This is a genomic window from Methanococcoides vulcani (assembly GCF_900111645.1).
Taxonomy (GTDB): Archaea; Halobacteriota; Methanosarcinia; order Methanosarcinales; family Methanosarcinaceae; genus Methanococcoides; species Methanococcoides vulcani.
This window is the reverse complement of record NZ_FOHQ01000004.1, coordinates 127,975-153,715: the sequence shown is the minus strand read 5'-3', so window position 1 is coordinate 153,715 and position 25,741 is coordinate 127,975. Positions and strand designations below refer to the sequence as shown.

At 43.3% G+C, this 25,741-nt stretch carries 25 protein-coding genes and 2 pseudogenes; 5 read left to right on the top strand and 22 right to left on the bottom strand.

Annotated features, from left to right (window positions below):
- Positions 1-14: 14 nt before the first annotated feature.
- Complete coding sequence (locus BMX02_RS07535) at positions 15-545, bottom strand: gamma carbonic anhydrase family protein (protein ID WP_091690077.1); 531 nt, start codon at positions 543-545, stop codon at positions 15-17.
- Positions 546-968: 423 nt separating this feature from the next.
- The gene (locus BMX02_RS07530; protein WP_091690076.1) at positions 969-2,486 is read right to left on the bottom strand and encodes a glycine betaine uptake BCCT transporter; all 1,518 of its coding nucleotides are present in this window, start codon (positions 2,484-2,486) and stop codon (positions 969-971) included.
- Between the two features lie 398 nt (positions 2,487-2,884).
- On the opposite strand from BMX02_RS07530, the gene BMX02_RS07525 reads away from it, so the two are divergent.
- Complete coding sequence (locus BMX02_RS07525; protein WP_091690075.1) at positions 2,885-4,231, top strand: MATE family efflux transporter; 1,347 nt, start codon at positions 2,885-2,887, stop codon at positions 4,229-4,231.
- 73 nt (positions 4,232-4,304) lie between these two features.
- Here BMX02_RS07525 and BMX02_RS07520 read toward each other — a convergent pair whose 3' ends face one another.
- Positions 4,305-5,696, bottom strand: coding sequence for a tetratricopeptide repeat protein (locus BMX02_RS07520; protein WP_091690074.1), 1,392 nt, complete (start codon positions 5,694-5,696; stop codon positions 4,305-4,307).
- 137 nt (positions 5,697-5,833) lie between these two features.
- Positions 5,834-6,400 carry a zinc ribbon domain-containing protein gene (locus BMX02_RS07515; protein ID WP_091690073.1) on the bottom strand — a complete coding sequence of 189 codons (567 nt, stop codon included), beginning with the start codon at positions 6,398-6,400 and terminating at the stop codon, positions 5,834-5,836.
- Between BMX02_RS07515 and BMX02_RS07510 the strand changes: the two genes are divergently transcribed.
- The gene (locus tag BMX02_RS07510; protein WP_342707212.1) at positions 6,329-6,697 is read left to right on the top strand and encodes an ATP-binding protein; all 369 of its coding nucleotides are present in this window, start codon (positions 6,329-6,331) and stop codon (positions 6,695-6,697) included. The genes BMX02_RS07515 and BMX02_RS07510 overlap by 72 nt on opposite strands.
- Positions 6,698-6,715: 18 nt before the next feature.
- A complete protein-coding gene (locus BMX02_RS07505) occupies positions 6,716-8,008 on the top strand; it encodes a hypothetical protein (protein ID WP_091690071.1) in 1,293 nt (430 codons plus the stop codon).
- 147 nt (positions 8,009-8,155) lie between these two features.
- Here the strand turns inward: BMX02_RS07505 and BMX02_RS07500 are convergent, their stop codons facing one another.
- The 9 genes and pseudogenes from BMX02_RS07500 to BMX02_RS07465 form a co-directional block, all read right to left on the bottom strand.
- Positions 8,156-8,563 carry a 30S ribosomal protein S6e gene (locus BMX02_RS07500; RefSeq protein WP_091690070.1) on the bottom strand — a complete coding sequence of 136 codons (408 nt, stop codon included), beginning with the start codon at positions 8,561-8,563 and terminating at the stop codon, positions 8,156-8,158.
- A gap of 85 nt (positions 8,564-8,648) precedes the next feature.
- Positions 8,649-10,424 (bottom strand): translation initiation factor IF-2, encoded by a 1,776-nt coding sequence (gene infB / locus BMX02_RS07495; protein WP_091690069.1) that lies wholly within the window; start codon positions 10,422-10,424, stop codon positions 8,649-8,651.
- Positions 10,425-10,589: 165 nt separating this feature from the next.
- Positions 10,590-11,039: a nucleoside-diphosphate kinase gene (gene ndk, locus BMX02_RS07490; RefSeq protein WP_091690068.1), complete on the bottom strand. Its 450-nt coding sequence runs from the start codon at positions 11,037-11,039 to the stop codon at positions 10,590-10,592.
- A 13-nt stretch (positions 11,040-11,052) separates the two neighbouring features.
- Positions 11,053-11,241, bottom strand: coding sequence for a 50S ribosomal protein L24e (locus BMX02_RS07485; protein WP_091690150.1), 189 nt, complete (start codon positions 11,239-11,241; stop codon positions 11,053-11,055).
- A 5-nt stretch (positions 11,242-11,246) separates the two neighbouring features.
- Positions 11,247-11,462 (bottom strand): 30S ribosomal protein S28e, encoded by a 216-nt coding sequence (locus BMX02_RS07480; protein ID WP_048205001.1) that lies wholly within the window; start codon positions 11,460-11,462, stop codon positions 11,247-11,249.
- A gap of 22 nt (positions 11,463-11,484) precedes the next feature.
- Complete coding sequence (gene rpl7ae, locus BMX02_RS07475) at positions 11,485-11,838, bottom strand: 50S ribosomal protein L7Ae (protein ID WP_048194001.1); 354 nt, start codon at positions 11,836-11,838, stop codon at positions 11,485-11,487.
- Positions 11,839-12,165: 327 nt separating this feature from the next.
- Positions 12,166-12,321, bottom strand: a pseudogene (locus BMX02_RS12390) (ISNCY family transposase); the annotation flags it as partial.
- 205 nt (positions 12,322-12,526) lie between these two features.
- Positions 12,527-13,372, bottom strand: coding sequence for a hypothetical protein (locus BMX02_RS07470; protein WP_091690067.1), 846 nt, complete (start codon positions 13,370-13,372; stop codon positions 12,527-12,529).
- A gap of 138 nt (positions 13,373-13,510) precedes the next feature.
- A complete protein-coding gene (locus tag BMX02_RS07465; RefSeq protein WP_091690066.1) occupies positions 13,511-16,054 on the bottom strand; it encodes a PAS domain-containing protein in 2,544 nt (847 codons plus the stop codon).
- Between the two features lie 341 nt (positions 16,055-16,395).
- Here BMX02_RS07465 and BMX02_RS07460 point away from each other — a divergent pair, with 341 nt between their 5' ends.
- Entirely contained in the window at positions 16,396-17,301 is a 906-nt protein-coding gene (locus BMX02_RS07460; RefSeq protein WP_091690065.1) for a tetratricopeptide repeat protein, read from the top strand.
- On the opposite strand, the gene BMX02_RS07455 is transcribed toward BMX02_RS07460, so the two are convergent.
- The 4 genes from BMX02_RS07455 to BMX02_RS07440 are packed head-to-tail and all read right to left on the bottom strand — an operon-like array spanning position 17,302 to position 20,469.
- Positions 17,302-17,769 carry a nucleoside deaminase gene (locus BMX02_RS07455; RefSeq protein ID WP_091690064.1) on the bottom strand — a complete coding sequence of 156 codons (468 nt, stop codon included), beginning with the start codon at positions 17,767-17,769 and terminating at the stop codon, positions 17,302-17,304.
- Positions 17,770-17,772: 3 nt separating this feature from the next.
- Positions 17,773-18,369 carry a DUF447 domain-containing protein gene (locus BMX02_RS07450; RefSeq protein WP_091690063.1) on the bottom strand — a complete coding sequence of 199 codons (597 nt, stop codon included), beginning with the start codon at positions 18,367-18,369 and terminating at the stop codon, positions 17,773-17,775.
- On the bottom strand, positions 18,369-19,340 hold the full coding sequence (locus BMX02_RS07445) for a triphosphoribosyl-dephospho-CoA synthase (protein WP_091690062.1): 972 nt from the start codon (positions 19,338-19,340) through the stop codon (positions 18,369-18,371). The genes BMX02_RS07450 and BMX02_RS07445 overlap by 1 nt, the downstream gene beginning before the upstream one ends.
- The gene (locus tag BMX02_RS07440) at positions 19,330-20,469 is read right to left on the bottom strand and encodes a methanogenesis marker 9 domain-containing protein (protein ID WP_091690061.1); all 1,140 of its coding nucleotides are present in this window, start codon (positions 20,467-20,469) and stop codon (positions 19,330-19,332) included. The genes BMX02_RS07445 and BMX02_RS07440 overlap by 11 nt, the downstream gene beginning before the upstream one ends.
- Before the next feature lie 138 nt (positions 20,470-20,607).
- On the opposite strand from BMX02_RS07440, the gene BMX02_RS07435 reads away from it, so the two are divergent.
- Entirely contained in the window at positions 20,608-21,408 is an 801-nt protein-coding gene (locus tag BMX02_RS07435; protein ID WP_342210517.1) for a carbon-nitrogen family hydrolase, read from the top strand.
- A 9-nt stretch (positions 21,409-21,417) separates the two neighbouring features.
- On the opposite strand, the gene BMX02_RS07430 is transcribed toward BMX02_RS07435, so the two are convergent.
- From BMX02_RS07430 to BMX02_RS07410, 5 genes and pseudogenes are all read right to left on the bottom strand, one after another.
- A complete protein-coding gene (locus tag BMX02_RS07430; RefSeq protein ID WP_091690060.1) occupies positions 21,418-22,395 on the bottom strand; it encodes a methanogenesis marker 12 protein in 978 nt (325 codons plus the stop codon).
- An 18-nt stretch (positions 22,396-22,413) separates the two neighbouring features.
- The gene (locus BMX02_RS07425; RefSeq protein ID WP_091690059.1) at positions 22,414-22,761 is read right to left on the bottom strand and encodes a DUF2103 domain-containing protein; all 348 of its coding nucleotides are present in this window, start codon (positions 22,759-22,761) and stop codon (positions 22,414-22,416) included.
- 131 nt (positions 22,762-22,892) lie between these two features.
- A complete protein-coding gene (locus tag BMX02_RS07420) occupies positions 22,893-23,330 on the bottom strand; it encodes an ACT domain-containing protein (RefSeq protein WP_091690058.1) in 438 nt (145 codons plus the stop codon).
- Positions 23,331-23,375: 45 nt separating this feature from the next.
- Positions 23,376-24,680 (bottom strand): annotated as a pseudogene (locus tag BMX02_RS07415) (phenylacetate--CoA ligase family protein).
- 49 nt (positions 24,681-24,729) lie between these two features.
- A complete protein-coding gene (locus tag BMX02_RS07410) occupies positions 24,730-25,695 on the bottom strand; it encodes a DHH family phosphoesterase (protein ID WP_091690057.1) in 966 nt (321 codons plus the stop codon).
- Positions 25,696-25,741: the final 46 nt, after the last annotated feature.

Sequence of the window (25,741 nt, the reverse complement as noted above, 5' to 3'; positions counted from 1 at the left end):
CCGCAGTACATTTATTAGTACTTCGTACCCTCTTTCTTCTGCTGCTTCTTATATTCCGCTGCCAATTCCACATATAATGCTGCATTTTCCTTTATCATGGCAACATCTTCCGGTGTGGCTTCCCTTCTGACCTTTCCGGGAACTCCTGTGATAACGCTGTTAGGCGGGATTTTCTTTCCCGGAGGAACGAGTGCATTGGCGCCAACGATGGAATTCTCTCCGATCTCGACTCCGAAAAGAATTGTAGAATTCATGCCAATGAGCACATTGTTCCCGATCTTGCAGCTATGCAATACTGCTCCATGACCTACGGATACGTCATCTCCGATCTCGACTCCGAAGGGAGGGTCGGTATGGATCATGGCATTGTCCTGGATGCTTGTACGGTTTCCGATATGTATCCTGTCCAGATCCCCCCGGATAACCGCATTGAACCAGATGCTTGATCCGTCACCTACAATTACATTTCCTATTATATCTGCAGAATCTGCAATAAAAGCAGTTTCAGCTATAAGAGGTTCCTTGTCTCTGAATTTTAATAGCATGTGTTTCACCTGATCAGATCGTTCTGTTCTATCTGTGGAATATCGGACTATTTAGTCCTATGGATTGCAGCAAGTTCGTCTTACAAATAATATATGAACTCCAATCTATGAAACAATTTCCGATATTTGCATATTTTATAATGAACGGGAGATATGGTGATCAAAAGGTTCATTGCATGGAGTTGTATAGGATGCAATGTGCCTCTGGAGGAAAATATATATCTAGGCAAGTAAACTTTTTTATTAATAGATACACCAAATTCAGTATGTTATTTGTGTAAAATATGGGAATTGAAAGAGTTTTACAAGACCAAAAAGAAAAAGGTAAGCAAAAGAACAAAGTTGAAAATAAAAAGGAATAAAGTGCTGGTACCAACCTTTCAATCCTCTCCCGGAGCACCAGCGTCTTGAATCTTATAATGCTTAGACCTTTTCTGAACTTATAGCTTTGATAATGGAATAAACCATTGCAATCATCACGAACATGAATGGGAAAGCCGCTACAATGGCCGCGGTCTGCAATGCAACCAGCCCACCTGTCACCAGAAGAACAGATGCCACCGAGCCCAAAATGATACCCCAAATGGCTTTTACACTGTCCTTTGGCTCTAAGCTACCATTGGAAGTGAGCATGGCTACAACATAGGTCCCTGCATCTGCTGAAGTGACAAAGAACCCGGCAACCAGGACGATAGCAATAATTGAAGTTATTGATGACAGGGGATAGTTGGCCAATGTAACAAATAAGGCAGATGCCACGTTTTGCGAAACAGCCTCAACAATGCCACCATTACCAAACAATTCTATTTCAAGAGCAGTCGAACCGAAAATTCCCAACCACAAGAAACTGAATGCAGTCGGAACTATAAGGACCCCGATAACAAATTCACGAATGGTTCTGCCTCTGGAAATTCTGGCAATGAACTGGCCTACGAAAGGTCCCCATGATATCCACCATGCCCAGTAGAACAGAGTCCAGCTACCAAGCCAACCGCTTTTTATTACAGGATCGGTCCACAAACTCATGGACAAGATGTTTTGTAGGTAAGACCCGGTCGTATTTGTTAACATGTCAAATATGAATGTCGTAGGTCCAAATACAAGGAGGAATCCCATCAGTATCAAAGCCAGATAAAAAATTCTTTCAGCAATGAACTGGATCCCTTTTTCGATACCTAAAACAGCTGCTCCGGTGAAGATGATTGTCATTACACCAACGATCAACAAGTGAACAAAATCAGAATCAGGTATATTGTATAAGAAATTCAGACCACTGCTGATCTGCAGGGTACCCAGACCCAAAGACGTGCTCAGGCCGAAAATTGTGGCAAATACCGCCAGGACATCGATAACATGGCCCATTGGCCCATATATGCGATCTCCCAATATAGGATAGAAAACGGAGCTGATAAGAATTGGAAGACCTTTACGGTGCTGGAAATAACCCAAAGAAAGGCCCACAAGGCTGTAGATAGCCCATGGATGCAAACCCCAGTGGAAGAAAACATAACGCAGAGCCAACGTGGCTGCCTCCGGGGTTTCGGCAGACCCGAAGGGGGGAGACGTAAAGTGTGTTATGGGTTCTGCAATACTCCAGAAAACAAGACCAATAGCCATACCTGAAGTAAACAGCATGGCTATCCAGGAAAATGTGCTATATTCTGGCACATCATCGTCTTTACCTAACTTAATGCTTCCATATTTGCTCAAAGCAATCGCTATTACAAAGATCAAAAATCCAAACACTGCAAACAGGTACAACCAACCGAATTGATCGATTATAAATCTCAGTGCAAGATTAGAAACAGATCGCATGGAACCAGGAAATACTGCTCCCCAGATCACAAACAGTATGGCCAATCCCAAGGCAGAATAAAAAACTGCAGGATTGAAATTACACGCTTCCTTATGTGGATCACATGCCAATTTTTCTTTGGGCATTATACAATATCTCCTTTAGCAAAACTAAATATTATCAGTCCAATTTTCAATGAATTTTTTAAGCAGATAATTTACATAATGAGCTTATACCATTTAAGTATTATAATGAACCCTAATGTACAGCTTCAACCTTCCAGAAGAAGATAAACGGTTAAGAAAAGTGCGGGGATATAGGTAACGTCAATTTTTTGTACGCTAAATTTTTATGGAGTTGGAATTCTATGATATGATAATATTTTTATTTAATATCTATAATTACTTCCTTTGTCAATGAATTAAATAAATAATCACTGTTTTTGATCCCTTGCCATATTGATAGGAAAATCCAACTAAGTATAAGTAAAAGAAATTCTCTTTCTTGTTATTCCTTTGAATCGACCTGAAAGAGAATTCAGATAATGCACAAGAACGATGCAATGCTTGGGAATGAATCCATAGGCAACCTCATAGTCAAACTCTCTGTACCCACTATAGTAGGATTGCTTGTACAGGCCTTATATAACCTTGTAGACACAATTTTCGTCGGAAGGGGACTGGGAGAGCAAAGCATGCTGGGCATCGCCGGCATATCCGTAGCTTTTCCTGTACAGATCCTCATGATGGCAATCGCTCTGGGAGTCGGTATCGGGGGCTCGTCTATTATCTCAAGGGCGCTGGGGAAAAAAGACATAATAAAAGCTGAGAGAACCGTTGCTAATATGGTAACACTGGTAGTCACCGCCAGTGTAGCCTTTACAGCTCTTGGCCTGATATTCCTCGACCCCATGCTAAAGGTCTTTGGAGCTTCTGATATTGTACTTCCTTTTGCCAGCGAGTACACGAAGTATATTGTCATTGGAACGACGTTCTTCACATTCTCTGCAGCCATGAGCAATGCTATCCGTGCAGAAGGAAATACAAAGTTTGCAATGGCTATCATGCTGGTCTCCAGCGTTACGAACATCATCCTGGACCCCCTGTTCATCTTCGAGTTCGGAATGGGAATAAAAGGTGCAGCCATTGCCACGGTGATCTCACAGCTGGTCGGATGCGTCATGGTGGCCTACTATTACGCAAGCAGCCTGAGCAGGTTAAATCTTATTTTTGCATACATGATACCTGATACAGAGATACTTGGCGAGACCATTTCCATCGGAATGTCTGAATTCATATTCAATGTAGTGGAAAGTGCTCTCTTCCTTCTTTTCAACCAGAGCCTGCTGTTATACGGAGGAGATGTATCGATCGCGGTCTTTGGTATCATCATTAAGGTATTCATGCTGACACTCATGCCAATTATCGGAATAAAGCAGGGAATACAACCGATAGTAGGATACAACTACGGAGCTAATGAGTATGCAAGGGTCAGGAAGACCATCTCCCTTTCAAATTACATTGTTACAGCAATGTGTATCGTAAGCACCATCATAGTGTTCCTGATACCGGAACAGATAATGCGTGTTTTCAGTGATGACCCAGAGTTAATATCCATGGGTATCGCGGCCCTGAAGATCTCATTCCTTATGATGCCATTCATTGGTTACCAGGTGGTCGCAACAGCTCTATTGCAATCAATGGGAAAATCAAAAGAATCACTTGTCGTGACACTTTCCAGACAGATCATATTCCTGCCGCCATTGGTGCTCATATTACCTTTGTTCTTCGGCCTCAACGGCATATGGATATCTTTTCCAATATCAGATTTCCTTGCCTGCGTGGTCGCAGTGCTTATCACAAGGAAAGAAATTGCCAGAATGAGATCATAATGGCATAGGTGGACGATCGAATAAGCTTAGAACGTTAGAAAAAGTTAAAATGAGAATAATAGATCTGTATCTATTATTCTGTGTCCTGCTTTTTTTTCCTGTAAACGAAATAGATCACAAGTGCAGAGAAAGCAAGCAAAATTACTGCGATCGAGAACGGACTTCTTACCCATCCCATCCTGAGCTGAGTCTCGGTCATTTCCTTGCCACCAATAGCGCCCTCATCCTCAGAATCGATAACTAATGCATCTTCGAATGCCTCCAGTGCCTCGTCGTACTCCTCAAGCTCATACAGGCTATAGCCCTGGCCAACAAGTGCAAGAGAATGATCAGGATCAACCTCAATAACTGATCCAAAAGCTTCGAGGGCCTCTTCGTACCGACCAAGGTCATATAGCACACGCCCGAGGTTGTAAAGTACATCCACATCTCCTGCGAAGAGTTCAACTGACCTTTCATAAGAGCTCAGGGCATCTTCAAGAAAACCAAGCTCAGAATAAGCATCCCCTCTTCCGGCCCATGCTTTTGCATAGGTGCTGTCGGCCTCTATTGCTGCATCGAATACTTCGATGGCCTTCTCATAATCACCAAGAGCAAAGAGTGCAAAACCTTTACCGCTTAAGGCATTAACATAATCCGGCTCAATAGATATTGCCTCATTAAAAGCATCTATCGATTGCTCATATTTTTCCATCTCATAGAGACAATAGCCTTTTCCGGACCAGGCAGAAGCATATTCAGAATCTTCTGAGATCGCATGGTCGTAAGCATTAATAGCGTCTTCATAAAGTCCAAGGCCATAGAGTGCATCACCCTTGCCTACCCATGCAACCAGATAATCCTCATTCAACTCAATTGCCGATTCAAAATTATCGAGGGCTTCCGAATACCTGTTCATTTCAAGAAGTGAATAGCCCTTGCCGGAATATGAGTACACGAAACCCGGATCAATGGATAAGGATGTATCGTATGCTTCAAGAGACTCACCATACTGGCTGAACTCGTAAAGGATCCGTCCCTTTCGATACCAGATCTGGGCATCATCACCACCCATCGCCGTTGCTTCATCATAGATGTCCCATGCTTCGTCATACATTCCAAGCCTTATGAGAGAATCTGCTTTGCCTGCATATGCACCCATGGAATCAGGATTGTACAGGAGAGCTTTATCGTAAGCTGTAACGGCTTCCTCATAGTTCCCAAGATGATAGTATGCATCACCTTTACCTAACCATGCGGCAGGATGCGTCTGGTGTAATGAGATAGCATAATCGAATGCGTTCAATGCGCCTTCGTAATCTCCTTCTTCAAGCATATCGTTCCCGCTTGCCACCCATTCAGATACAGTAGAGGCATTTGCAGGACTTATTAATAATGCAAACAAAAGTAAAAGTGACACTGGCAACAACAGTGTTTTTCTCTGGGCACATATTTTCTTTATGGCCAACTCCGGATATTTTGACAACGAACCACCTTTTCAAATTATAAAATATATAAAGTAAATGATATGTAAGAATCAAATGCATAAGTTATATGTTTTTTCAGTGAAAAAAAGAAAAAAATAAGGAAGGGGGATTTGCAGACCAGAAATAGTCTGCCTGTTCAGTCCAGCCTTTCCCCACATTCTTCACAGAACTTTGCATTATCCTTTACTTCTTTTCCACAAGCCGGGCACTTTCGGACTTCAGATTCCGAACCTATAGTAGAACGCTGGATAAGACTATCAGTAATATTGGTAGTGCTTATATTGTATTGTGCAGAACCCTCATCAACAAAAAGTTTGATATCGGTTCTCTTTTCGATCTCTTCCAGCATCTTATGATAGAAACCGGTAAGTGCGTCTTCTTTTTCAGCCCATGCTCTCAATATAAGGCGTGATCGGCTCTTGCCTACAACTTCAACATATGAGGCATACTTCAAACCACTAACACCTTCAGCATAGAACCTTGCAACTCCCGTAAAAAGGCGAGGTGTTGATGTGATCTCCGGCTCGATCATGTACATGTTCATATCCTTGAGAACCCGTGTAGCAATATCGAACAGGTTCTCTGCAGGGATCTCAAGGTCTTTAGAATCTTCTTCTGCTGAAATGAGGGTATTGACTACCGACCTCCAGGAAGGTTCATCGATCTGCCTGACCCGAAGTACCGGACACACTATGCTTACCATCTTGCCTTCAAGATCAACCTGAAGAAAAGACCGATCGATGATGATGTCAACGTAGAGAAACTGGCAGAGATGACCGGATCATATTCGGGAGCAGACATTTCAGCTATTTGCAAAGAAGCCGCTGACATTCCGCTTGGAGAGGCACTTCGTGGTGCAGAACCCCGGAAGATAAAGATGGATGATTTCATCAAAGTACTGGAGCAAAGGAAACCTTCGATCACCAGCTGGTATTCCGAAGCAAAACGTGAAATAAAGAAAAGTGGCGAAGAAGAAGTCTTTAGAGAGCTATTCCACTAATAGCAGAGAGTGAACGATATGGATCTGGAATCCCACCCTACAACATTGCAGGAAGAAAACAGGAAAAAAGTGCATGAACTCCTGAAGAACACGCATTCGCGCATCGAAAAACTGATCCAGAAGACATATCAACAAAAGGATTCAGCCGCTACTTCACAACTTCGACAGCTTCGGACGAGGATAACAGTACTGATATCAGAAGCGGAAAAAAAACAACTTGACTCCTTCGGAAGTCACAACGGCAACATTGATGAGTTCTATGAGAACGAAGAAAGATTCGTAGACACCCCTACGATGCTGCTTCAGGAAGTGGAGAATGCCCTTGCTACCGGTGAGAATGTCGATGTCTTTGCCATCAGTGACCTAGTGGATAAAATGGAGATGGGATTTAGCCACAGGATCGAACTTACAGACAAGAACCTGAGCGAATACGAGAACAGGATCATAAGTAAAAAGCAAGCTGAAAGAGAAGAAAGGGGAAGGGAAGAAAAGGAGAGAAGAGAGAAAGATCAGAAGGAAGCTGAGGAAAAATCCCCTGCAGAAGACAAAACTGAATTGTTTGAAATATCTGAATCTTCCCCCACCGAGATCAAAATCAGCTCAACTGAGGATATTGAAGATGAAACATCGATCCCGGATGACGCACAGGTCCCTATTAAAAAAGATGAACTTGATACAGAAGTCCTTTCAAAACTTTACAGTTACATTAATATTCTGGAGCAAAAATTTGAGAAACAGCATCCAGAGGTATCTTATGATGGAGAATACATTGCAGACAAGCAATGGAAGGTCGAACTATCAAAAAGAAGTGTGCGTGGCTCCATAAAGGAAGGCAGGTTCAAAACACCAATGCTTATCGTCGATAACTACTGGAAATCCATTGATGATAAAAGAGATATCATCGAGATGATACAGGCAAAAGCAAGTACCATCGAACAAAACCAGTACATGAGCCTGTGTTTTATCAACAGTTCCTGGGATCAAAGCATAAAGGACTGGCTAAGGACATATTCACATCAGAGACTGGGATTTTTCCTCTACGACCTTGTAGAAGACGATCTTGTATACAATGAAACTGATGAAAATAACCGGAAATTTGCATTCTGGCATTCCACAAATGGAACCCGGCCTAAATTGACAGAGATAGTGGACCAACTCATTGAAGATGAGGAGTACTTTGACCTCAATGATGTTATGGAACATTCCGGGCTTAACTTGAGCGGGGCTAAAAAATTCATAGATGGCCTCGTCAGGAAAAAAGTGCTCATCGATGTTGGGCTGGATTCACCAAAATATACAAGATCAAAATAAAAGTAAGGAATTGATCGATCAATAGAACATATCTATTAATGAATTAAATTTTTTAACGAAATGAATTTATTAATAAAATTAATCTTTTAATAAAATAGATTAATTAATAAAATAAATTAAAAAAAAGATAGAAAAAGAGTGAAAGGATCACTCTTCTGCAGGTGCTTCAGCCTCTGCACCGCCACCGAGGATGTCCTCAATGGTCTTATCACCGTATGCAGTAACCTTTGTGTTGATCTGGGTAATATCGGTCGCGACTTCTCTTCCACGAAGGAACTTTCGGCGGCGTACACCTTTTGATTTTGCTGAATAACCGACGCCTTTTGCAATGAGGACCTTCTGTCTTTTTGAACCAGGAAGGTCAGGGGTCATTACGAAACCACTGTTGTCGGTACCGCCTGTGATGGTCAGGGTGTATCCATCCAGACCTACTGTTGAGCCATCTACGGTCTGGCCAATAGCCTTACCGATGAACTGGTTTGATTCAGCACCAGTGATATCGAACTGGTAGGTCTTGGTTTTTGGATCTGAAACTACAACTTTAAAATCTGCCATGATTTGCCTCCAAATATTAGTAATATTTATCTATTGTTTAATTAATTTGAATCTGGTATATGTCTAACAGACATATATATTATATTTATTTCGCCCAGAAGGGATTGTCCCTTCTTTTGATCTCAAGAAATGCATCCATTGCGTCTAATTCGTCCGCCGAAAGTGAATCGTAAAGTTCATGCTCAAGGACCTTGGCATGTCTTTCAGGTATATTCGCATGCAGGATGTCGCCTTCGTGTATCTGCCTTCCCACGGTTGGGCCTTCGATACTCATAGCAACCTCCATGCCAGTGCGCGCTTCGCTAACATTCTCTCCCCGGGATTGCAGGCCTTTTATAGTACCTACGACAGTGCCATCTTCATTGGTTATGTCGACCTTGGTCTTGACAACACCACCAATGATCCTTACACCTACAACAGCCGGTTTGCTCTGCCGGAACGTACAATCCGGCATGATGGTGAACATTCCTGGCTTGATGATCGTCTCGGAGATCGTCTTCTCAGACAGTGCACGCTGCTCTTTGATCCAGTCCTTATAATCGTCAATAAGACGATATATGACATCGTTCATGAACAGTTTGACACCTGTAGATCGTAACTTCTCCTTTGCATCAGGAAGAATATTAACATTAAATCCAACTATCACAGAGTGGAATGGGTCTTCAATAGCTGAAACTTCCACAATATCCCTGTTAGAGATATCACCAACATCTGCTTTGCGAATAGGAATATCTTCTTTCTTCAGCTCGTTTACGAGAGCTTCAAGAGATCCGATCGTATCTGCTTTGATGGTTATACCGCTCTGGTCAGTGTCGATCTGAACGGCCTCAACCTCACTGCGAACTTCTTCAACAACCGTCTCAAGGGTCTCAGGAGTTGCTACCCTCACAGAACCGCCTGAAAGGGCTCCATCGAGATTCGGAGCTGAGATCTTTACACCAATAGCAGCTGTAACTTTGCTGACCTGCTTGAACTTGTCCTCCACATTGATCTCGGAAAGGACACGAGGTTTCAGCACTGCACGCACTTTTGTCTGTATAGGCTCATCCAGGCTTCCAACTACGATAGTATCGCCTTTTTTCAGTGTTCCGTCATAAAGTATAAGATCTATAGTGGTTCCAAGACCACGTTCTTCTTTTACTTCGAGTACGGTTCCGACACCAGGACCTGTTGCATCGTAATGCAGGTTGGATTCCAGGAATCTCTGTGCCAGTCCCAGAAGTACCATCAGAAGGTCAGGAATTCCCTCCCCTGTAATAGCACTGATAGGTATGACACCAATATTATGCTGGAAATCGGCCACCCGGTCGTATCGGTCCGAGCTGAAACCATGATTATAAAGCTCACCGATAACCTCATAGAACTTGTTGTCCAGACTGGTCCTCACATGCTCGCTTTGCTTGTTGTAGGATGCCATGAAAGGAGAATCTTTTTGCGGGTTCCAGCCATGTATCTTGTCGATCTTGTTGGCAACCACTACAAAAGGAGTTTTGTGCTGCTTCAATATATGCAGGCTTTCAATGGTCTGGGGCTTGAAGCCCTCATTGATATCCACTATAACAATAGCAAGGTCTGCAAGAGCCCCGCCACGACTCCTAAGGGTCGTAAAAGCATGATGGCCGGGAGTATCAATGAACAAAAGGCCCGGAACAACGAACTGGTCCAGTAAACCGGGATTTCCACATTTATCCACAATGGACCTAATCGGAACCTCGGTTGCACCGATATGCTGGGTTATAGCACCAGCTTCTCCGGACACAACCGCACTTCCGCGGATGTTATCGAGCAATGAGGTCTTTCCGTGATCCACATGCCCCATTACACATACGATAGGGGTTCTTAAGTCATCCTTTACAGCCATAGTGCAGCTCCCTTTGGAATTATCTTATTGATCAGATCAGTGATAAAAAATATACCCAGGGTCAATATGACCCTTTGAATATGACATCCACGACAGGCCGGAACTGTGGTCCGACCTGACGCTTCAGAATATCATTCAGTTGTCGATGGTTCGATCCTTTTAAGCTTACTCGTAAAGCTGTCCTTCATCGATCCTGGAATAGCCTGTGATCTCAAACTCTTCAAAGTGAAGAGCGATCTCACGCTCTGCTGATTCCGGAGCATCTGATGCGTGGACAATGTTCCTTCCGGTCTCAATAGCGAAGTCACCACGGATGGTGCCTGGTAATGCTTCTACAGGATTTGTCGCACCGTTGACGGCACGCATGATCTTGATAGAATCCTTGCCTTCTACAACCATTGAAACGGATGGTCCTGAGGTCACATATGAAACGAGGGAACCAAAGAATGGCCTCTCGGAGTGCTCTTTATAGTGCTCCTTTGCAGTAGCCTCTTCCATTACGTTCATCCTCAGAGCTACGAGCTTAAGCCCTCTCTTCTCGATCCTTGAAAGGATATCTCCGACAAGACCGCGCTGAACGCCATCAGGCTTGATCATAACATAAGTTCTTTCCATCAGACACACCCGCTTATGCTTTCTTCAGATATGCTCTGCCCTGCTCTGTCCAAACAGTACGCCTTGGAAGTCTTCCAAGACCGAAGTTGTTCTTGCATTTTGAAGAACAGAAATAATAGGAAGAGCCATCTTTTTTTGCGAAAAGGATGCCGGTTCCCGGCTCAAGTATCTCACCGCAAAATGAACACTTTCTCTGTTCCATTATCATCACCTGGTAGTTAATTTCTTAGCCTCTCTGGATGTCTCCATAAGCATGAACACATCGCCTATCCTTACCGGACCGACACAGTTTCTTGTAATGATCCTGCCTTTGTCACGACCCTCAAGAACCCTGCACTGGATCTGGCTTGCTTCACCATGCATACCGGTGTTGCCGATCACATCGATAACCTCGGCTGCAAAGCCTGTATCATCATCTGCCATTTGAGATGCCTCCGGTTACCGTTTATTTGAGTGCACTGATTTTCTGTGCAACGTCTTCTACAAGTTCGCCGCCCTTTCCTGCATCAGTGATCACAACAGCTGCACAGCCGACACCTATGCCACAGGCTGCACCAAGTTCTTTCTGCTGTTTTACAAAAATGTATGGTGTGTTCTTTTCCTCGCAAAGAGCTGGAATATGAGCAACAACTTCTGCTGGCTCAATGTCATCTGCAATGACAGCAAGCTTTGTAATGCCTCTCTCGATAGCCTTTGTTGCTTCGTTTGTACCTTTCTTGATCTTTCCGGTATCTCTTGCGAGTTCGATTGCTTCAAGTGCTTTATCTGCTAATTCGTCAGGAACGTCAAATTTTGCCATATTAAATTCTCCTTCGAAACCGCTTCTTATGCTGCGGCTTGTCATTATTCATTGTAATTCACTTAAACGCAGCAAGTTATTTTCCCGAATGGAACAATACTTACATACGCTGAAGTATTTGGTATGAATCGCCACAGTCACATATATAGCTTGCGCCAAAATGCGCTTTGACCGAGGAGATTATCAAATTAGCTCATAATTTATTCCATTCTAATTTGATAAGCATTTTTCTCAAACGTAATTTGCAAATGAATTCAGATTATTGATATTATTCTGCAAATTCGCAAGCAACATCATTTGGTAAACTACAAAGTTTGCCGTAATATAAAGTTTTCTGAAACACTTGACAACGGTGAGTTTTATCATAGAAGAAACACGATATCTAAAATGCCAGTCTTTATTGGAATGATGGTTATTTTCAACATGCTGTGCTATATCGTCAATATTAAGAAAATGTAACAACCGGCAAATTGACACATTCTCTTACCAACACCGTTCCTTTATACAAAGTATAAATATCCTTCACGAGACTGACCAAATTTATGTTATATGGACCTATTGCCCAGAGCTGATGTTTTTTGGGGGGCGAGGTCTTATAGAAAAAAGAGGTAAGCTTTAAAAACGAAATTCTAATTTATGATCTCATCACAAAAAAACCATCAACAAAGAAAAAAGGTGAGAAAATATCTCACCATGCAGGCTCCATAGCCAAAGAATAAATTCCAGAGAGATCTGACGTGATGGTTGTCTTCAGAATATCGTCTTCAAAGTAAACATCATAGACCAAATTACGTTCAGAACTATTATCTGCAAGGGCAGTAACATTCTCTATCGTACCATTAGTAGGATTAAGATAAATGTTAGTTCGTGAATAATTCATTTCGTCAAGCATTTTCAACTCGAAGTAATACTGATCTGCAACGCTATCTTCCGGTATTATCAATAACTGTCTCTGAGCTCCAGGTTCTACGAATTCCATGATTCTGTCAAACTGAGAAATGGTTTTTTCATTTTCTTCTATAGAATCCAAAACTTGCTCAAGCCTAACTTTATCCCCGAAAAGCATTGGCTCACCAACCACATCATAAACATTGTTACCACGGGATAGGAGCTGGTATCCATTGTAGAGATCCGGTGATAGGTAATATGGGAACGCTACGACCTGCGGAGAAATTTCATTCATATAGAAACCTGTTTCATCAATGTATTGTGCGATGTACACCTTATTGACCTGTGCTCCGTAAAGACCGTCAAGCTGTGATGTATTTCCTGTTATTAACTCAAGAGGAGTGCCCCTGATCGCCTGTATATCAGAATACTGTACAACAACAGCATCCTCAGCTGTCACCGTAAGCCCATCACTAAGAGAGTTCAATTCGTAATCCACGTGTTTGCCAGGTATGGAATCAAAGCTGGCCGCTTCTATAGATGAACTGTCCCCATTTGCCTGATTCGAATTTCCAGGGATAAATAAAGTTAGTATGGACATTACCATAATGACCGCTAAAAAGATCGCTATATATTTCTGATTCATTTATACACTCCGGGATAAACATTATAAGCACTTTAATAAAAGCACTTTTTTAAAAGTTGGAACATCCTATCTACATGATCCTATATAAAGACTGGTTGTTTTGTTTCGACACACAACAAATGATCAATTGGAAGGAAGTCAATCAAGAAAACGTGATGTCGATATCACACAGGGCTGATCGGACCATTCGCCGCACATAAGCCTTGACTCAACCTTATGCAAAGGACCTTCAGCACCTACCATAGATGTCTCGAACACGATCGTTTTGCCCACCTTCACTTTCGACAGAACAGAATCCACCCGATCCCATTCGGAATCTGGGTGCAGTTCTAGATAATGCATATCAGAAAGATCATCTTCCAAAAATCCCAGGTAGTCTGCTACGGCCTTGTTGGCATAAAGGACATAACCTTCCACATCCATCACGACCATCAACTCGTCCATCATATCAACAAGGGATCGAAGATCTTTATATTTCTGAGCAATACCAGATGAAGATCGCATTTTGGAGATAGCAATACCAATCTGGTTAGCTATCGTTTCAAGGGAACTGCGCGAATTATCAGGGATCTCATATTCACTGTGTGATGAAAGACAAAGCGCTGCTATAACCTTGCCTTCATGTTTCACGGGGATTATAGCAGCACCATGAAGCCCCTCATACCGGAGTTTCTCTCCGGTACCAATAGCATTCAGTTCAGAATGATGTTTGTAAACAGGCTGACCGGTCATGACCAGACGGTTCTGGACAGAGTTCCTTGGGAAAACGGAAGTATCTTTCACAAAACGCTCCGACAGACCTTCGTGTGCAACAAGCTTCAAGTCACCCGTTACATCGTCCAAAAGATAGAATCTGCCGGAATCCACCGGGTCGACCTTCAGGCTGAAGCTCAGCATCTGCTCAAAGGTTTCCTCAATTGTGTTTGCAGAGCTAAGGACCGTATCAAGGTCAAGCTGTACATGCATGAAGTCATCGGAATGTTTCCGATCCGTAACATCCACGATAATACCCTGCAAGTACCTTACATTTCCAGCCTCGTCATGTTTGATGAAAGTCCTTTCATCAACCCAGCGTACATCTCCGAACTTAGTGAATATGCGATACTCCTGATTAAAGTCCATGAAGCCTGCATCCACCCTCTTGGCAAGTTCTTTCTGCACGCGTTCCAGATCATAGGGGTGGACTATATCACCATATACAAGTTTGCCCGAGATAAAATCATCAACAGAATATCCGAACTGGGAAACATTTTCTGACACGAACTCAACAGGCCAGTTCTCCTCAGCACGCCATAAGAATACAACAGCAGGACTGCTTTTTATTACATCACCCAGGATCTTCTGAATATCAAGGGAACGGCGAAGTTCCTCATCTGCACTTTTGTGTAAGAGGATATTCCACATACCATTCATCAGTAGTGTAACCTGCCTTACATCGGACAGGTCATAATCCTCACTCTTGTTACCCAGACCAACAAGGGCAACAACACGATCCCTTTCAAATATTGGAATGCTCAGGAATCTCTTTATATCCATATGGCCTTCAGGATAGCCTTTTTTGGAAGGATTCTCTGCAGAATAATCATTGATAATAATAGGAAGTTTCTGTTTTAGCGACTCACCCCAAAGACCAACATGATCAACGTGGGACTCCGGCTTTTTATCTTTCAGTGAACACTCCTTCATCACTTCTTCAGACCAAGAGTCTATCGTGATCGTTTTTTCATCTTCACTTAAAAAAGCAAGATAGCCAACCTGGCTTCCAGTAAGCCTGACTGCCTCTTCCCGCGAAAAATCGATGATCTCCTGAACGGATGAATCTGTCATCTGATATAAGTTCAACAGGGCCTCGATACGCATCTCTTCAGTGTGCAGCACATTTTCGATCTTCTTACGCCCGGTGATATCAACGATAATACCTTGAAGATATGTGACCTCGCCCTTTGAATTGTGATGAAGATGTGTCCTCTCATCCACCCAGCGAACTTCGCCCGACCTTGTCAATATCCTGTATTCCTGGAAGAAATCAGAGTAACCGCCTTCAGTCGATTTAGAAACACCTGCACGTACCCGATCGATGTCGTCCGGGTGTACAATATCACCATAAACAAGTTCTCCCGAGGTGAAATCTTCCACCGAATAACCGAACATATCAATGTTCTTCGAAACGAACTCAACCGGCCAGTCTTCTTCAGCACGCCATAAGAACACAACAACGGGACTGAAATTTATGACCGATTCCAGTGTGTTCTTCATCTCCAGTGCACCATCCAGCAGCGCAATATCATCCATCCTCTGTTCAGTTATATCAACAACAATACCGTGATAGAACTTGAGCTTACCAGAATCGTCATAATGGACAGATGTCCTTTCATCCACCCACCTGACATCCCCTGATCTGGTGAGAATACGATACCTTAGATCAAAGCTTGTATCTTCCTTACTAACATGCCGGGACGCTTCGGACATGACCATGCCTGCATCATCAGGATGTAAAATATCAACATATCGGAGTTTACCGGAAGTAAATTCCTCCGGATCATAACCGAACTGAGAAATATTCTCTGAAACAAAATCCACCGGCCAGCCTTCATCCTCCCTCCAGACAAAGACCACTGCAGGACTTGAGTTGACCACGGATGAAAAGACCTCTTCCATGGATTCTGCATCAAGAAAAGGCATTTTTGCCTTATTTACATTCGTTTTTCCGGCAGTAATGTGATCGACCCCAATGGTTTGTAACTATCAATTAGAGATTGAACCTATTTATACATTAATACAAAGAAAATACAAAAATTCATTCTGTTCTTTATAAGTATGTTGTATTTTAGAAAATGATTTGCCTTAATCGGTCAAAAATCAATAATTGATACGATAAACACAGTTAACGCAATAATTACGATTAACAAGATAACTAAGGCTAACACAATAATTACGATTAACACGATAACTACGGTTAACAAGACATAAAACGGACATCATTCTGCAAAAACTATATCAACAGCCTTATTCTAATTCAACGTATGGGCATTTTCAAGGATATATTTAGTCAAACATCTGACAGGCGAAAGCTAAAGCAGATGGAGAAATCAGCAGAGAGCGTATTTGGAAAAGGCTACGTTCTTTTTGAAATGGGACGCTATGAAGAAGCACTGGAAAAATATGATGAAGCTGCAGCTATGTTGGAAGAGACACAGCAAATGTTGCTGGAAAGTGACATGGAAGAAGAAGCAAAGAGAATCGAGAAAAAAGCAAGAGATGCCCGGTTCAACAAATGTTTTATTCTTTTCAAACTTCAACGATATGAAGATGCACTTGAGATCATCGATGAGGCACTAAGTAAAAGTCCCGAAGACCCAAGGATCATATTCAGCAGAGGCTTTGTTCTGTTCAGCATAAGTCGATATGAAGAGGCACTTGAGGTACTTGATAAGGCCATTGAGATGCAACCGGAATTACCTGATGCATGGTACTGCAAGGCGAATGCCCTCTATCAAATAGAACGTTTTGAAGATGCACTTGAAGCATATGAAAAGGCTATCGAATATGCAGGCATAATGAATTTCGAGTTCCCACGCTATTCCCTCCTGAACATAGATCCCGACCCCACATTAAAGACAAATGCTGCCGGAGTATGGTATGCTAAAGCAAATACCCTCGATAAACTGGGAAGGCAGGAAGAAGCTATCGAAGCATACAGAAGCGCACTTGAAATAAAAAAAGCATTCCCGGATGCATGGTATTGCCTAGGCAACTGCCTGGCAGAGGTCGGCAGGGATGAGGATGCATTAACGGCTTTCACTAATGCACTTCACATTGAACCGGATTTCAACGCTGCACGTGAGAACAAAGCAGAGATGCTCTTAAAACTTGGAAGGCAGGAAGAAGCAAAAGAAACACTTGAATATGAACCGAAACCCGGGAAGTGATCAATACATCATCTTATCCGGTTTTTTCTCCCATTCATCCAGCAATTTGCGGCAGCTTTCACATTCGACATTGGTTTTTTCCAATACGGATGCTGAAGCACCTTTTCTCAGAATATCATAGATCATACCATCATCAAAGCCTATGGAAGCAACTTCATCGGTACTGGTACCATAATATACTTTCCTGATGCGCGCCCAGCATATGGCTGAAAGGCACATGGGACAGGGCATGGTAGTAGCATATAGCTCACAACCGGAAAGGTCGAAGTTTTCAAGAATTGAAGAAGCTTCGCGTATCGCAACTATTTCAGCGTGTGCAGAGGGATCGTTGGTGCCAAGCACTTTGTTGTGTGCCTTTGATATGATCTTTCCGTTCTTTACAATAACAGCTCCGAAAGGACCACCTTCATTATTTTGCATGCCTTTGCGTGCTTCCTCCACGGCAACGTCCATGAAGTTATCAGACATACGTTACTTTTTCTCCCCAAGGTAGTTCAGAAGAAACTTCATTGCATCCTTTTCAGCTTTACCGCCACATTTGTTCACAGTGCAGGAATAAGCCTTGATGAGCCTCATGTATTTTTCATCATTTGTCAGCTCATAGCGTGTCGCATGCACACATGATTCGATAACGAGATTGAATCCGCGGTTTACCGATCTAAAAACATGTTTGTTCATCCGTGCATGGAGGGGTTTTAATTTTGCCACCAGTGCTTCAGATGTTTCCTTCATGTCAACACATTCAAAAACCGCCCAGGACACTGCTTCCTTAAGCACTGCAAAACCGCGTTCATCGTGAGTGAAAACTTCGAATTCGGAACTATCGACATTACCAAAGGTGGTACGCACAAAAAGGAGGGGATCATAGACAAGGTTTGCCACAAGCATATGCTCTGCCATGACATTGTTATATGTGGTAGAGCCTTTAAAAAGTCGCACAAGTAACTCATCGTCTTTACGAATGATACCCATTGGAGCAGCATTTGGAGACCAGCCCTGGTAGGTGGTCACTATCATTTCACTAATGCCTTCATTTATACCAAATGTATCAAGATCAATTTTTGCCATTAGAATCTCAAACCCCCAAGCAACGTTATGAAAATGCCTGCTATGATCATATCTGCGGTAGATCCCGGATTTATTTTTCGATCAAGTAGTTCCGCATCGAAACTCTCGATGTCGCCCCAGAATAAAGACATTTTGTAATCGTTATTCTCTATTTTTGAAATAATATACTTTGCTTGCATAGAAACATTTTCCGCTGTTTCTATATTAGTCTTTGTCCGGATGAACGTGTCCGGATTTTCCGAGAGCAACTTCAAAAATGTATAAACGATGACCTGATTTATGTCAGGAATAGAATCTTCACCATCATGAACGGTCATTAAGCGAGTGATCGTCTGTGCACAATATGCACATGTTTTGAATCCATTGACCCACTCATTGGCTATCTGATCATAACCCTGTGACATCACCATCAGGTCGTATAAGGTAACCCCTTTTTCCTTCAATGAGCCCAGCGACCCTTCATCCTGAAGATCGAACTCATCCACATCAATTACGCGCACGCCCGCTGAACTGAAACATTTGTAGAAATCCAGGGCATCGTCTGTATCCGTTGACATTACGATCTCATGGGCGCGACTGATAAGCTGATCCACATCGAAAGGCCCATCCTTTTCCAGAAGTTCCCCTGCAGCCATAGAAAGCGGGATAAGGAGAAGAAATGCACCGAAATGTGTGTTACCGCCAGCCTGCCAGGAATTGCTCTGGCAAACAGCATCTTTTAAGCTCTCACCAATACCTGTGCATCCTCTGGCTGCATCTTCAATCACAGGATAGATGCTTACAGCAGATGCAAGGAAGTGCTCGTACCTGGTGTCATCGTAATCATGGTGACGGTCTATATTTCCCGGTTTGGGAGAAGCTGAGACCTCCAGGATCATTGCAAGCTGGGCACAACGTGCAATATATGATGCTGCAGACTTCCCGCTGCAGCTCAGTCCATTGGATGTTGACCCGTGATAATTAAAATTCATTCACAGGTTTTTTAGCATTATCTAGTATATAAGTTGCAAGGTCTTTCTTCAGTTTCATGTAATCTGCTGCAGAAAGATCAAGCAGATCAAGAACTCCATCCCTTAAATAACAGGGTTTTGAGATCTTACAACACCAAACAAGACTGCCAAAACAGGTACTATCCCCAAATTCAAGAGGGGTGCCTTTAGCAAACTCCATCTTGATGTTGGCAAATTCCTTAGGACTGTATCCAAGCTGTCCTGCCTTGTTGTGCACAGCACAGGGTTTAACGGGCAGGCAACAGAATGCAAGTCCCCTTAGATCCCCTTCACCACGGCAGACATGCTTGGGTGAATTATACCAACCGATCTGCTCCTGAAGCAGAGATACTTCCTCAACAAGATGATCAATAAGATACGGGTCCTGAAGCACGCCTCTTGAAACGGAGACCATGTCAGCACCTCTTGAGAACATCTCTTTAGCATCATCAAAATCAAGAATGGAATTGTTGCCTATCAGGAATAACCTTGTAGAGTCACGGATACGCAGTATCGCACTAAGATCCGCACCTGCGCCTTCCTTCATAGCATCCAGATGAAGTATATCAGCACCAGCATTTTCAATAGTCCTTGCAAGAGCTATATCATCGACCACATTTGCCCTTACCTTCACAGAAAGGACAACACCTGTTTCCTTGATCTTAGATATCCATTCTGCAAGTCTTGGTATATCTGTCATCAGTGCTTCACCAACACCGATTGAGATCATTTCATCCTGTCTGCAATGAGCATCCAGCTCAAGGATCCCGCCGGCATTTTTTATGATCTCAGCAGCTTTGAGCAATGGTTCAAGGGTCGTACTTCTGACATTAAAGGCAACAGCACCACCAATATTGATAGCTTTAGCTTCATTTTCCAAAAATTCCAGCGGAGTATCGGTTATGAACTCATCCCGACCTTTCCCAACAAGCGTCTTAGCCGCTATATTTGTCTCCCCATCCAGATTATAGCCGCCGATCACAGCAAGACCGGCATTCTTTGCATAATTGTTTGCAAATTCACTGTTAGTAACACCCGCCATTGGCGCAAGGGCTATGGGGTTGCTGAATTTGACATAACCAATCTGCAGATCAAAAAGTTCATCACTCACAATAATAGCCTCATAAAGGTTCATTTAGCTTAATTTGGGCTGTAAAAGAAAGTAGTTCCATATTAATGTAACGTTACAGAACAAATTGATATATACAGAGAGCAAGAGAATCAATCTAAAAGGAAGAGAGGACATAAAGTGAAACCTATAAAGGCCGCAGCCATCCAGATGGACATTTCCCATTGCAAAAAACAGGACAACATCAAAAAAGCACTCAGACTGTCTGAAAATGCAATTTCACAGGGTGCAGGGCTCATAGTACTCCCCGAAGTGTTCTCTACCGGATTCTGCTATGAAGACCTGGACAACGCCGGAGAATCAGAACCCTGCCCTACGATCGAAAAGCTAAGCGATTTCTCTGAACAGAATTCCTGCGTTATGATCGGTTCCATAATACAGAAACACGACAAAGAAGAAGAAAAGGAAAATGATCACTTTACGAATATGGGCTTCTGTATCGAGAACGGCGATCTTGCAGGAACATACACTAAAACGCATCTTTTTGGAAGGGAAAAAGGCTATTTCACACCCGGCGACCAGATCGAACCGATCCGCCTTAAAAGCTATGATCTTACCATCGGAATGGAGATTTGTTATGAGATGCGTTTTCCGGAAATTGCAAGAAAACTGGCAATCGCCGGTTCTGATATCCTTGTAACCATTGCAGAGTTCCCAAACCCAAGGGAATACCAGTGGAGATCACTTGCAACAGCGCGTTCTATTGAGAACCAGACATACCATATTGCCTGCAATAGAACTGGCACAGATCCCAGCTCCACGTTCTTTGGAGCCACTATGATCCTTGATCCCCTTGGAAACGTTCTGGCAGATGCAAAAGATAAAGAGTGCTTCATCATTCATGAGATTGATCCTGAAATGATAAAAGATACGAGAAAAGCAATTCCGGTCTTTGGTGACCGGAGACCTGAACTTTACTAAAGAGTGGAATTAGAAACTAAAATGGACATCAAGTCCAAGTATACGATCTGCTCCACCGGCGATGTCACGAGCGATCTCTGCACAGCCAATGGAAGCACTCCATTTACCAAGTACATCAGGTTTCACACCCAGATGCCTTCCGATCCTATCCACGACAAATTCATCTTCACCCATGGAACCAGCAAGGAACACCTTGCCTCTTGCCCCATGGTCCTCCATCAGTACCTGCATTGCAGCGATCTCCATGGCTGCGAAAAGTGAAATGCGATCCATTGCAAGTACAGCCTCATCCTCTTTGTCTTTCAGGGCCCTGAGAAGCTCTTCAACACTGGAATAAGGGCTGCGGCTCAATACACCGGCATTCATGAAAGCATCATTTGCACTGCATTTGCCTGCATCGACATCCCTGATAGCTTCAAGGTCAAGAGGACCGTGCTGAGTCCCCGGAGCAAATATGCAGGCATCAATAGCACCTACAAGTTTCCCCCCACAAACACCGACGGTCACAGTATTGGAGCTAATATCGGAAACCACCAGATCGTCCACACCTTTGCAGTGCGCATTGTATGCGATCCCGATCTTTTCCGGACTCGTTGAATGTGAAAAAACGTTCATACGGGAGTCAGTGTTGCTTTTCGAATGGATCCCGGGGATCAATACCGCAGGTATAACGGATTCTTTGATCGCATCAAAAACACGGGTTCCTGCACCGGTCTTCTTGCCGACACCCTCGATGCTTACAACTCCACGAGATGATACCATCTTAAGGTCTTCAATGGCAACTATGCCATCACCCATAGAATAGGTAACAGCAGCAAGTTCAATATCCGAAATATCGACCTCCAGATTGGAAGTTACAGATTCAAGGATCTCCGGTCCGGACATGTGTGCCACTTCTGAACGCGGTAGTTCGAAAGTTTTTACATCGCCTTCACAGACCCCGGCAAAACGCATTGCATTGGTACCGTGATCAACCCCGATGAACATAACTAACACCTTGAAATATTAGATATCAAAAAGCATGGCGTTAAGCTCTTCCATCACACGCTCACCTTCATCGCGAGTAGCAACGGTCGTAACGATCCTTATTTCCTGTGAGGAAGTGCCGTGGGACAAAAGCATACGCAGATTACCCCTTTCATCAGGACGCAGGACCTTTGCAGTAAGATTCCCGCCAGGAGAGCTCTTTCCTTTGACGGTTATAACGGATGGAATGATGCTCTTGACCTCTTCGTGCTGGCTTATGATACCGAGGATCTTTTTCCCCTGACGCTCACCTATAACGGTTGAGTGAGCACCATGAAGTTTCCCTTTTAACAAAGCTTCCCAATTTTTAATCGAATTATCATCCATGCACGAAATTTGAAAAGCTGATATAAAAACATTACTGACATATATAAGTCAAAAAGAAAGAGATGGAAAAAGAAAGTAAATTAAAGTAAAAAAGGAAAAAGGGATGTGCACCGATCGGTGCTTCTATCCACTTAAATGTCATGCACGTCGCTCATATCGAGCAGACGGATGTTTGCGCCATCAAGAGCCTTGACAGCACCCCTGATGTCATTTACGCGCACGATAAGGAATGCTTTCTCGGTCTTTGTGACAAAGGCATAAGCATAATCGATGTTGATGTCTTTTTCACTGAGAACATCTGCGATCATGGCAAGCTGGCCGGGCATATCCTCCATCTCCACACCAAGAACATTTGTCTCGGATACAGTAAATCCTGCATCATGGAGTACTTTATGAGCTGAATCGGGATTATCTACAACCATCCTGATTATACCGAAGTCTCCGGCTTCGGCAATAGTAAAAGCGCGAATGTTAATGCCGGATTCCTTAAACGTCTCAGCAATGTTTGCAAGCCTTCCCGGCTTGTTCTCTGCAAATAATGAGATCTGTTTGATCATTTTCTCTTCCATGAGATCAACCCCTTAAGTTCTATTAGAATGACTCCTTCTAAAGTTTTATATCTTTCTGTTATCGATAACTTTCTTTGCCTTACCCATTGAACGTGGCAATGACCCATGCTCAACAAGCTCCACCTTGACAGCAATGTTCAGTACGCTCTTAAGAGCTGCACCCACCTTCTTCTCAAGATCCATGATATCCGTGACCTTGTCACTGAAAGCAGCGTCAGTCATTTCGATCTGAACTTTCATAATATCCAGTTCATTGATCCTGTCAACGATGATCATGAAGTGCTCGCCTACCTCAGGGATATTCATAAGAACGGATTCTACCTGTCCCGGGAAGACATTGATGCCACGAACGATAAGCATGTCGTCAGCACGACCCAGTACACGCATGATACGTGGGTGTGTACGACCACATTCACATTCATCCCAGTTCAGCACAGTTATGTCACCGATCCTGTACCTGATAAGCGGCAATGCTTCCTTCACAAGTGTTGTGATCACAAGCTCACCACGTTCACCATTTGCTACAGGTTCACCAGTATCAGGGTTAATGACCTCTACAAGGAACTGGTCTGCCCATATGTGGATACCATTCTGAGACTGACATTCAGTGAAGAGAGGACCACTAAGTTCGGATGTTCCGAATATATCATAGGCTTTGATGCCCGTGGAATCCTCGATCCTCTTACGCATCTCTTCTGACCATGGTTCGGCACCCAGTACACCCACGCGAAGCTTTGTATCATCCTAGAAGCTGATGCCGGCATCCCTTGCAGCTTCGATCATGAACAAAAGATATGAAGGAGTGCATGCAATGACAGTGGACCCAAGATCCTGCATAAGTTCGATCTGCCTTTCGGTATTTCCAGAGCTGGTCGGAAGAACAGTACATCCGGCTTCCTCTGCACCATAGTGCATACCAAGACCACCTGTGAAAAGACCATAGCCATAACCTATCTGCATGACATCGTCCCTTCCTACACCAATAGAGGTCAATGCACGTGCAAGGGAAGTTGACCATGCTTTAATATCATTATCGGTGTAACCGACCACGGTAGGCTTACCGGTAGTCCCTGATGAAACGTGGAAGCGTACAAGCTTGTTGTTCGGAACACAGAACATACCTGTCGGATAAGTGTCCCTCAGATCTTTCTTGAATGTGAATGGTAGCTTTGTAACATCATCCAGTGTTTGTATGTCCTCAGGTTTTACACCTGCATCATCGAATCTCTTTTTGTAAAAAGGAGAATGCTCATAAACATATTTCACGAGCTGGCATAATTTCTGTTCCTGTACTTTTTTTAACTCATCAACAGGCATTCTCTCGATCTGTGGATTCCAGTATTCTATCATATTATCACGCTATTGTTGATTAATATTGATGAGGGTTTGTCATAACCACTTATAAACTCAACGGGTTTTTCTTATCCTTCAAAATTTCTCTTACCGACTCGACGCATTCAAAAAGAACAGTGTCCATATCGGCAACGACATCGATGCCTGCTGCACCGGCATGACCTCCACCGGTACCTTCATAGTGACCGCTGATCTCTTCCATGATCTTACCAAGATTAACTCCTGCATTTACAGCATCACGTTTTGCACGACCACTCACCCTTATGCTATCACCGCGGGCAGTGCCAACAAAAGCAACATCTCCGCCAATATTAATCAGCATGGAGGATGCAGAGCCGCCAAAGGAACTTACATTGGATGTTACCACAAGCCAGTCACTAATACGCTCGATACTTGCACGTGAAGCAGACTTGAGCATTGCGATCCTCATTGAGACGTCCTGGGGAGTTGAAGCCATCAGGTCAAGCACTTCCGCATACTCCACACCACTTGACTCGATGATCTTACCAAATGTCTTGAAGGTCTTGCTTGTAGCGTGCTTGAAATGACCGGTATCCGTAACGATTCCTGCCATCAGGCCCAATGCCAGTCGGTGCATGATTGGAGCACCCATGCAATTGAGTACATCATAAACGATCTCCGCCACTGATGTAGCATTGCGGTGAAGATAAAAAGCAGCATTTTCCGTAAGTGCAGTAGTTGCATGATGGTCTATCACGCAGTAATTAGAAAGTTTGATATCATTAAGCTGTGCGCTGGTAGATGTATCTACTACCACTACCAGATCATAATCTTCTGGATTTGGACTTTCTACTACATCGATCTCCAGCTTATCAACAAGAAGGGATGCAACTCTGTTGCTACCATCTACCAGACCTACGGTCCCCCCTATTGCTTCAGAGAGTGCAAATGCACTACTTATAGCATCGGGATCGGCATTACGGTGGCATAGATATAAGATGTTGTGATAATCCAGAAGTCGATTGTAAAAGCCAACTTCATCAACCTGCATTTCTACCTCTCATCTTTCTCGCAGAACACGGTCTGGAAAAGATAAT

Excerpts from the sequence above, each read along its gene's own strand:
- BMX02_RS07485 (WP_091690150.1), bottom strand. The coding sequence starts at position 11,241 with ATGGAACAGAGAAAGTGTTCATTTTGCGGTGAGATACTTGAGCCGGGA.
- BMX02_RS07505 (WP_091690071.1), top strand. The coding sequence starts at position 6,716 with ATGGATCTGGAATCCCACCCTACAACATTGCAGGAAGAAAACAGGAAA.
- BMX02_RS07430 (WP_091690060.1), bottom strand. The coding sequence starts at position 22,395 with ATGTTCATCGGGGTTGATCACGGTACCAATGCAATGCGTTTTGCCGGG.
- BMX02_RS07455 (WP_091690064.1), bottom strand. The coding sequence starts at position 17,769 with ATGTCTGATAACTTCATGGACGTTGCCGTGGAGGAAGCACGCAAAGGC.
- BMX02_RS07500 (WP_091690070.1), bottom strand. The coding sequence starts at position 8,563 with ATGGCAGATTTTAAAGTTGTAGTTTCAGATCCAAAAACCAAGACCTAC.
- BMX02_RS07460 (WP_091690065.1), top strand. The coding sequence starts at position 16,396 with ATGGGCATTTTCAAGGATATATTTAGTCAAACATCTGACAGGCGAAAG.
- BMX02_RS07525 (WP_091690075.1), top strand. The coding sequence starts at position 2,885 with ATGCACAAGAACGATGCAATGCTTGGGAATGAATCCATAGGCAACCTC.
- BMX02_RS07530 (WP_091690076.1), bottom strand. The coding sequence starts at position 2,486 with ATGCCCAAAGAAAAATTGGCATGTGATCCACATAAGGAAGCGTGTAAT.
- BMX02_RS07425 (WP_091690059.1), bottom strand. The coding sequence starts at position 22,761 with ATGGATGATAATTCGATTAAAAATTGGGAAGCTTTGTTAAAAGGGAAA.
- BMX02_RS07465 (WP_091690066.1), bottom strand. The coding sequence starts at position 16,054 with ATGCCTTTTCTTGATGCAGAATCCATGGAAGAGGTCTTTTCATCCGTG.
- infB (WP_091690069.1), bottom strand. The coding sequence starts at position 10,424 with ATGGCTGTAAAGGATGACTTAAGAACCCCTATCGTATGTGTAATGGGG.
- BMX02_RS07480 (WP_048205001.1), bottom strand. The coding sequence starts at position 11,462 with ATGGCAGATGATGATACAGGCTTTGCAGCCGAGGTTATCGATGTGATC.
- ndk (WP_091690068.1), bottom strand. The coding sequence starts at position 11,039 with ATGGAAAGAACTTATGTTATGATCAAGCCTGATGGCGTTCAGCGCGGT.
- BMX02_RS07445 (WP_091690062.1), bottom strand. The coding sequence starts at position 19,340 with ATGAATTTTAATTATCACGGGTCAACATCCAATGGACTGAGCTGCAGC.
- BMX02_RS07535 (WP_091690077.1), bottom strand. The coding sequence starts at position 545 with ATGCTATTAAAATTCAGAGACAAGGAACCTCTTATAGCTGAAACTGCT.
- BMX02_RS07470 (WP_091690067.1), bottom strand. The coding sequence starts at position 13,372 with ATGAATCAGAAATATATAGCGATCTTTTTAGCGGTCATTATGGTAATG.
- BMX02_RS07515 (WP_091690073.1), bottom strand. The coding sequence starts at position 6,400 with ATGGTAAGCATAGTGTGTCCGGTACTTCGGGTCAGGCAGATCGATGAA.
- BMX02_RS07420 (WP_091690058.1), bottom strand. The coding sequence starts at position 23,330 with ATGGAAGAGAAAATGATCAAACAGATCTCATTATTTGCAGAGAACAAG.
- BMX02_RS07450 (WP_091690063.1), bottom strand. The coding sequence starts at position 18,369 with ATGGCAAAAATTGATCTTGATACATTTGGTATAAATGAAGGCATTAGT.
- BMX02_RS07410 (WP_091690057.1), bottom strand. The coding sequence starts at position 25,695 with ATGCAGGTTGATGAAGTTGGCTTTTACAATCGACTTCTGGATTATCAC.
- rpl7ae (WP_048194001.1), bottom strand. The coding sequence starts at position 11,838 with ATGGCAAAATTTGACGTTCCTGACGAATTAGCAGATAAAGCACTTGAA.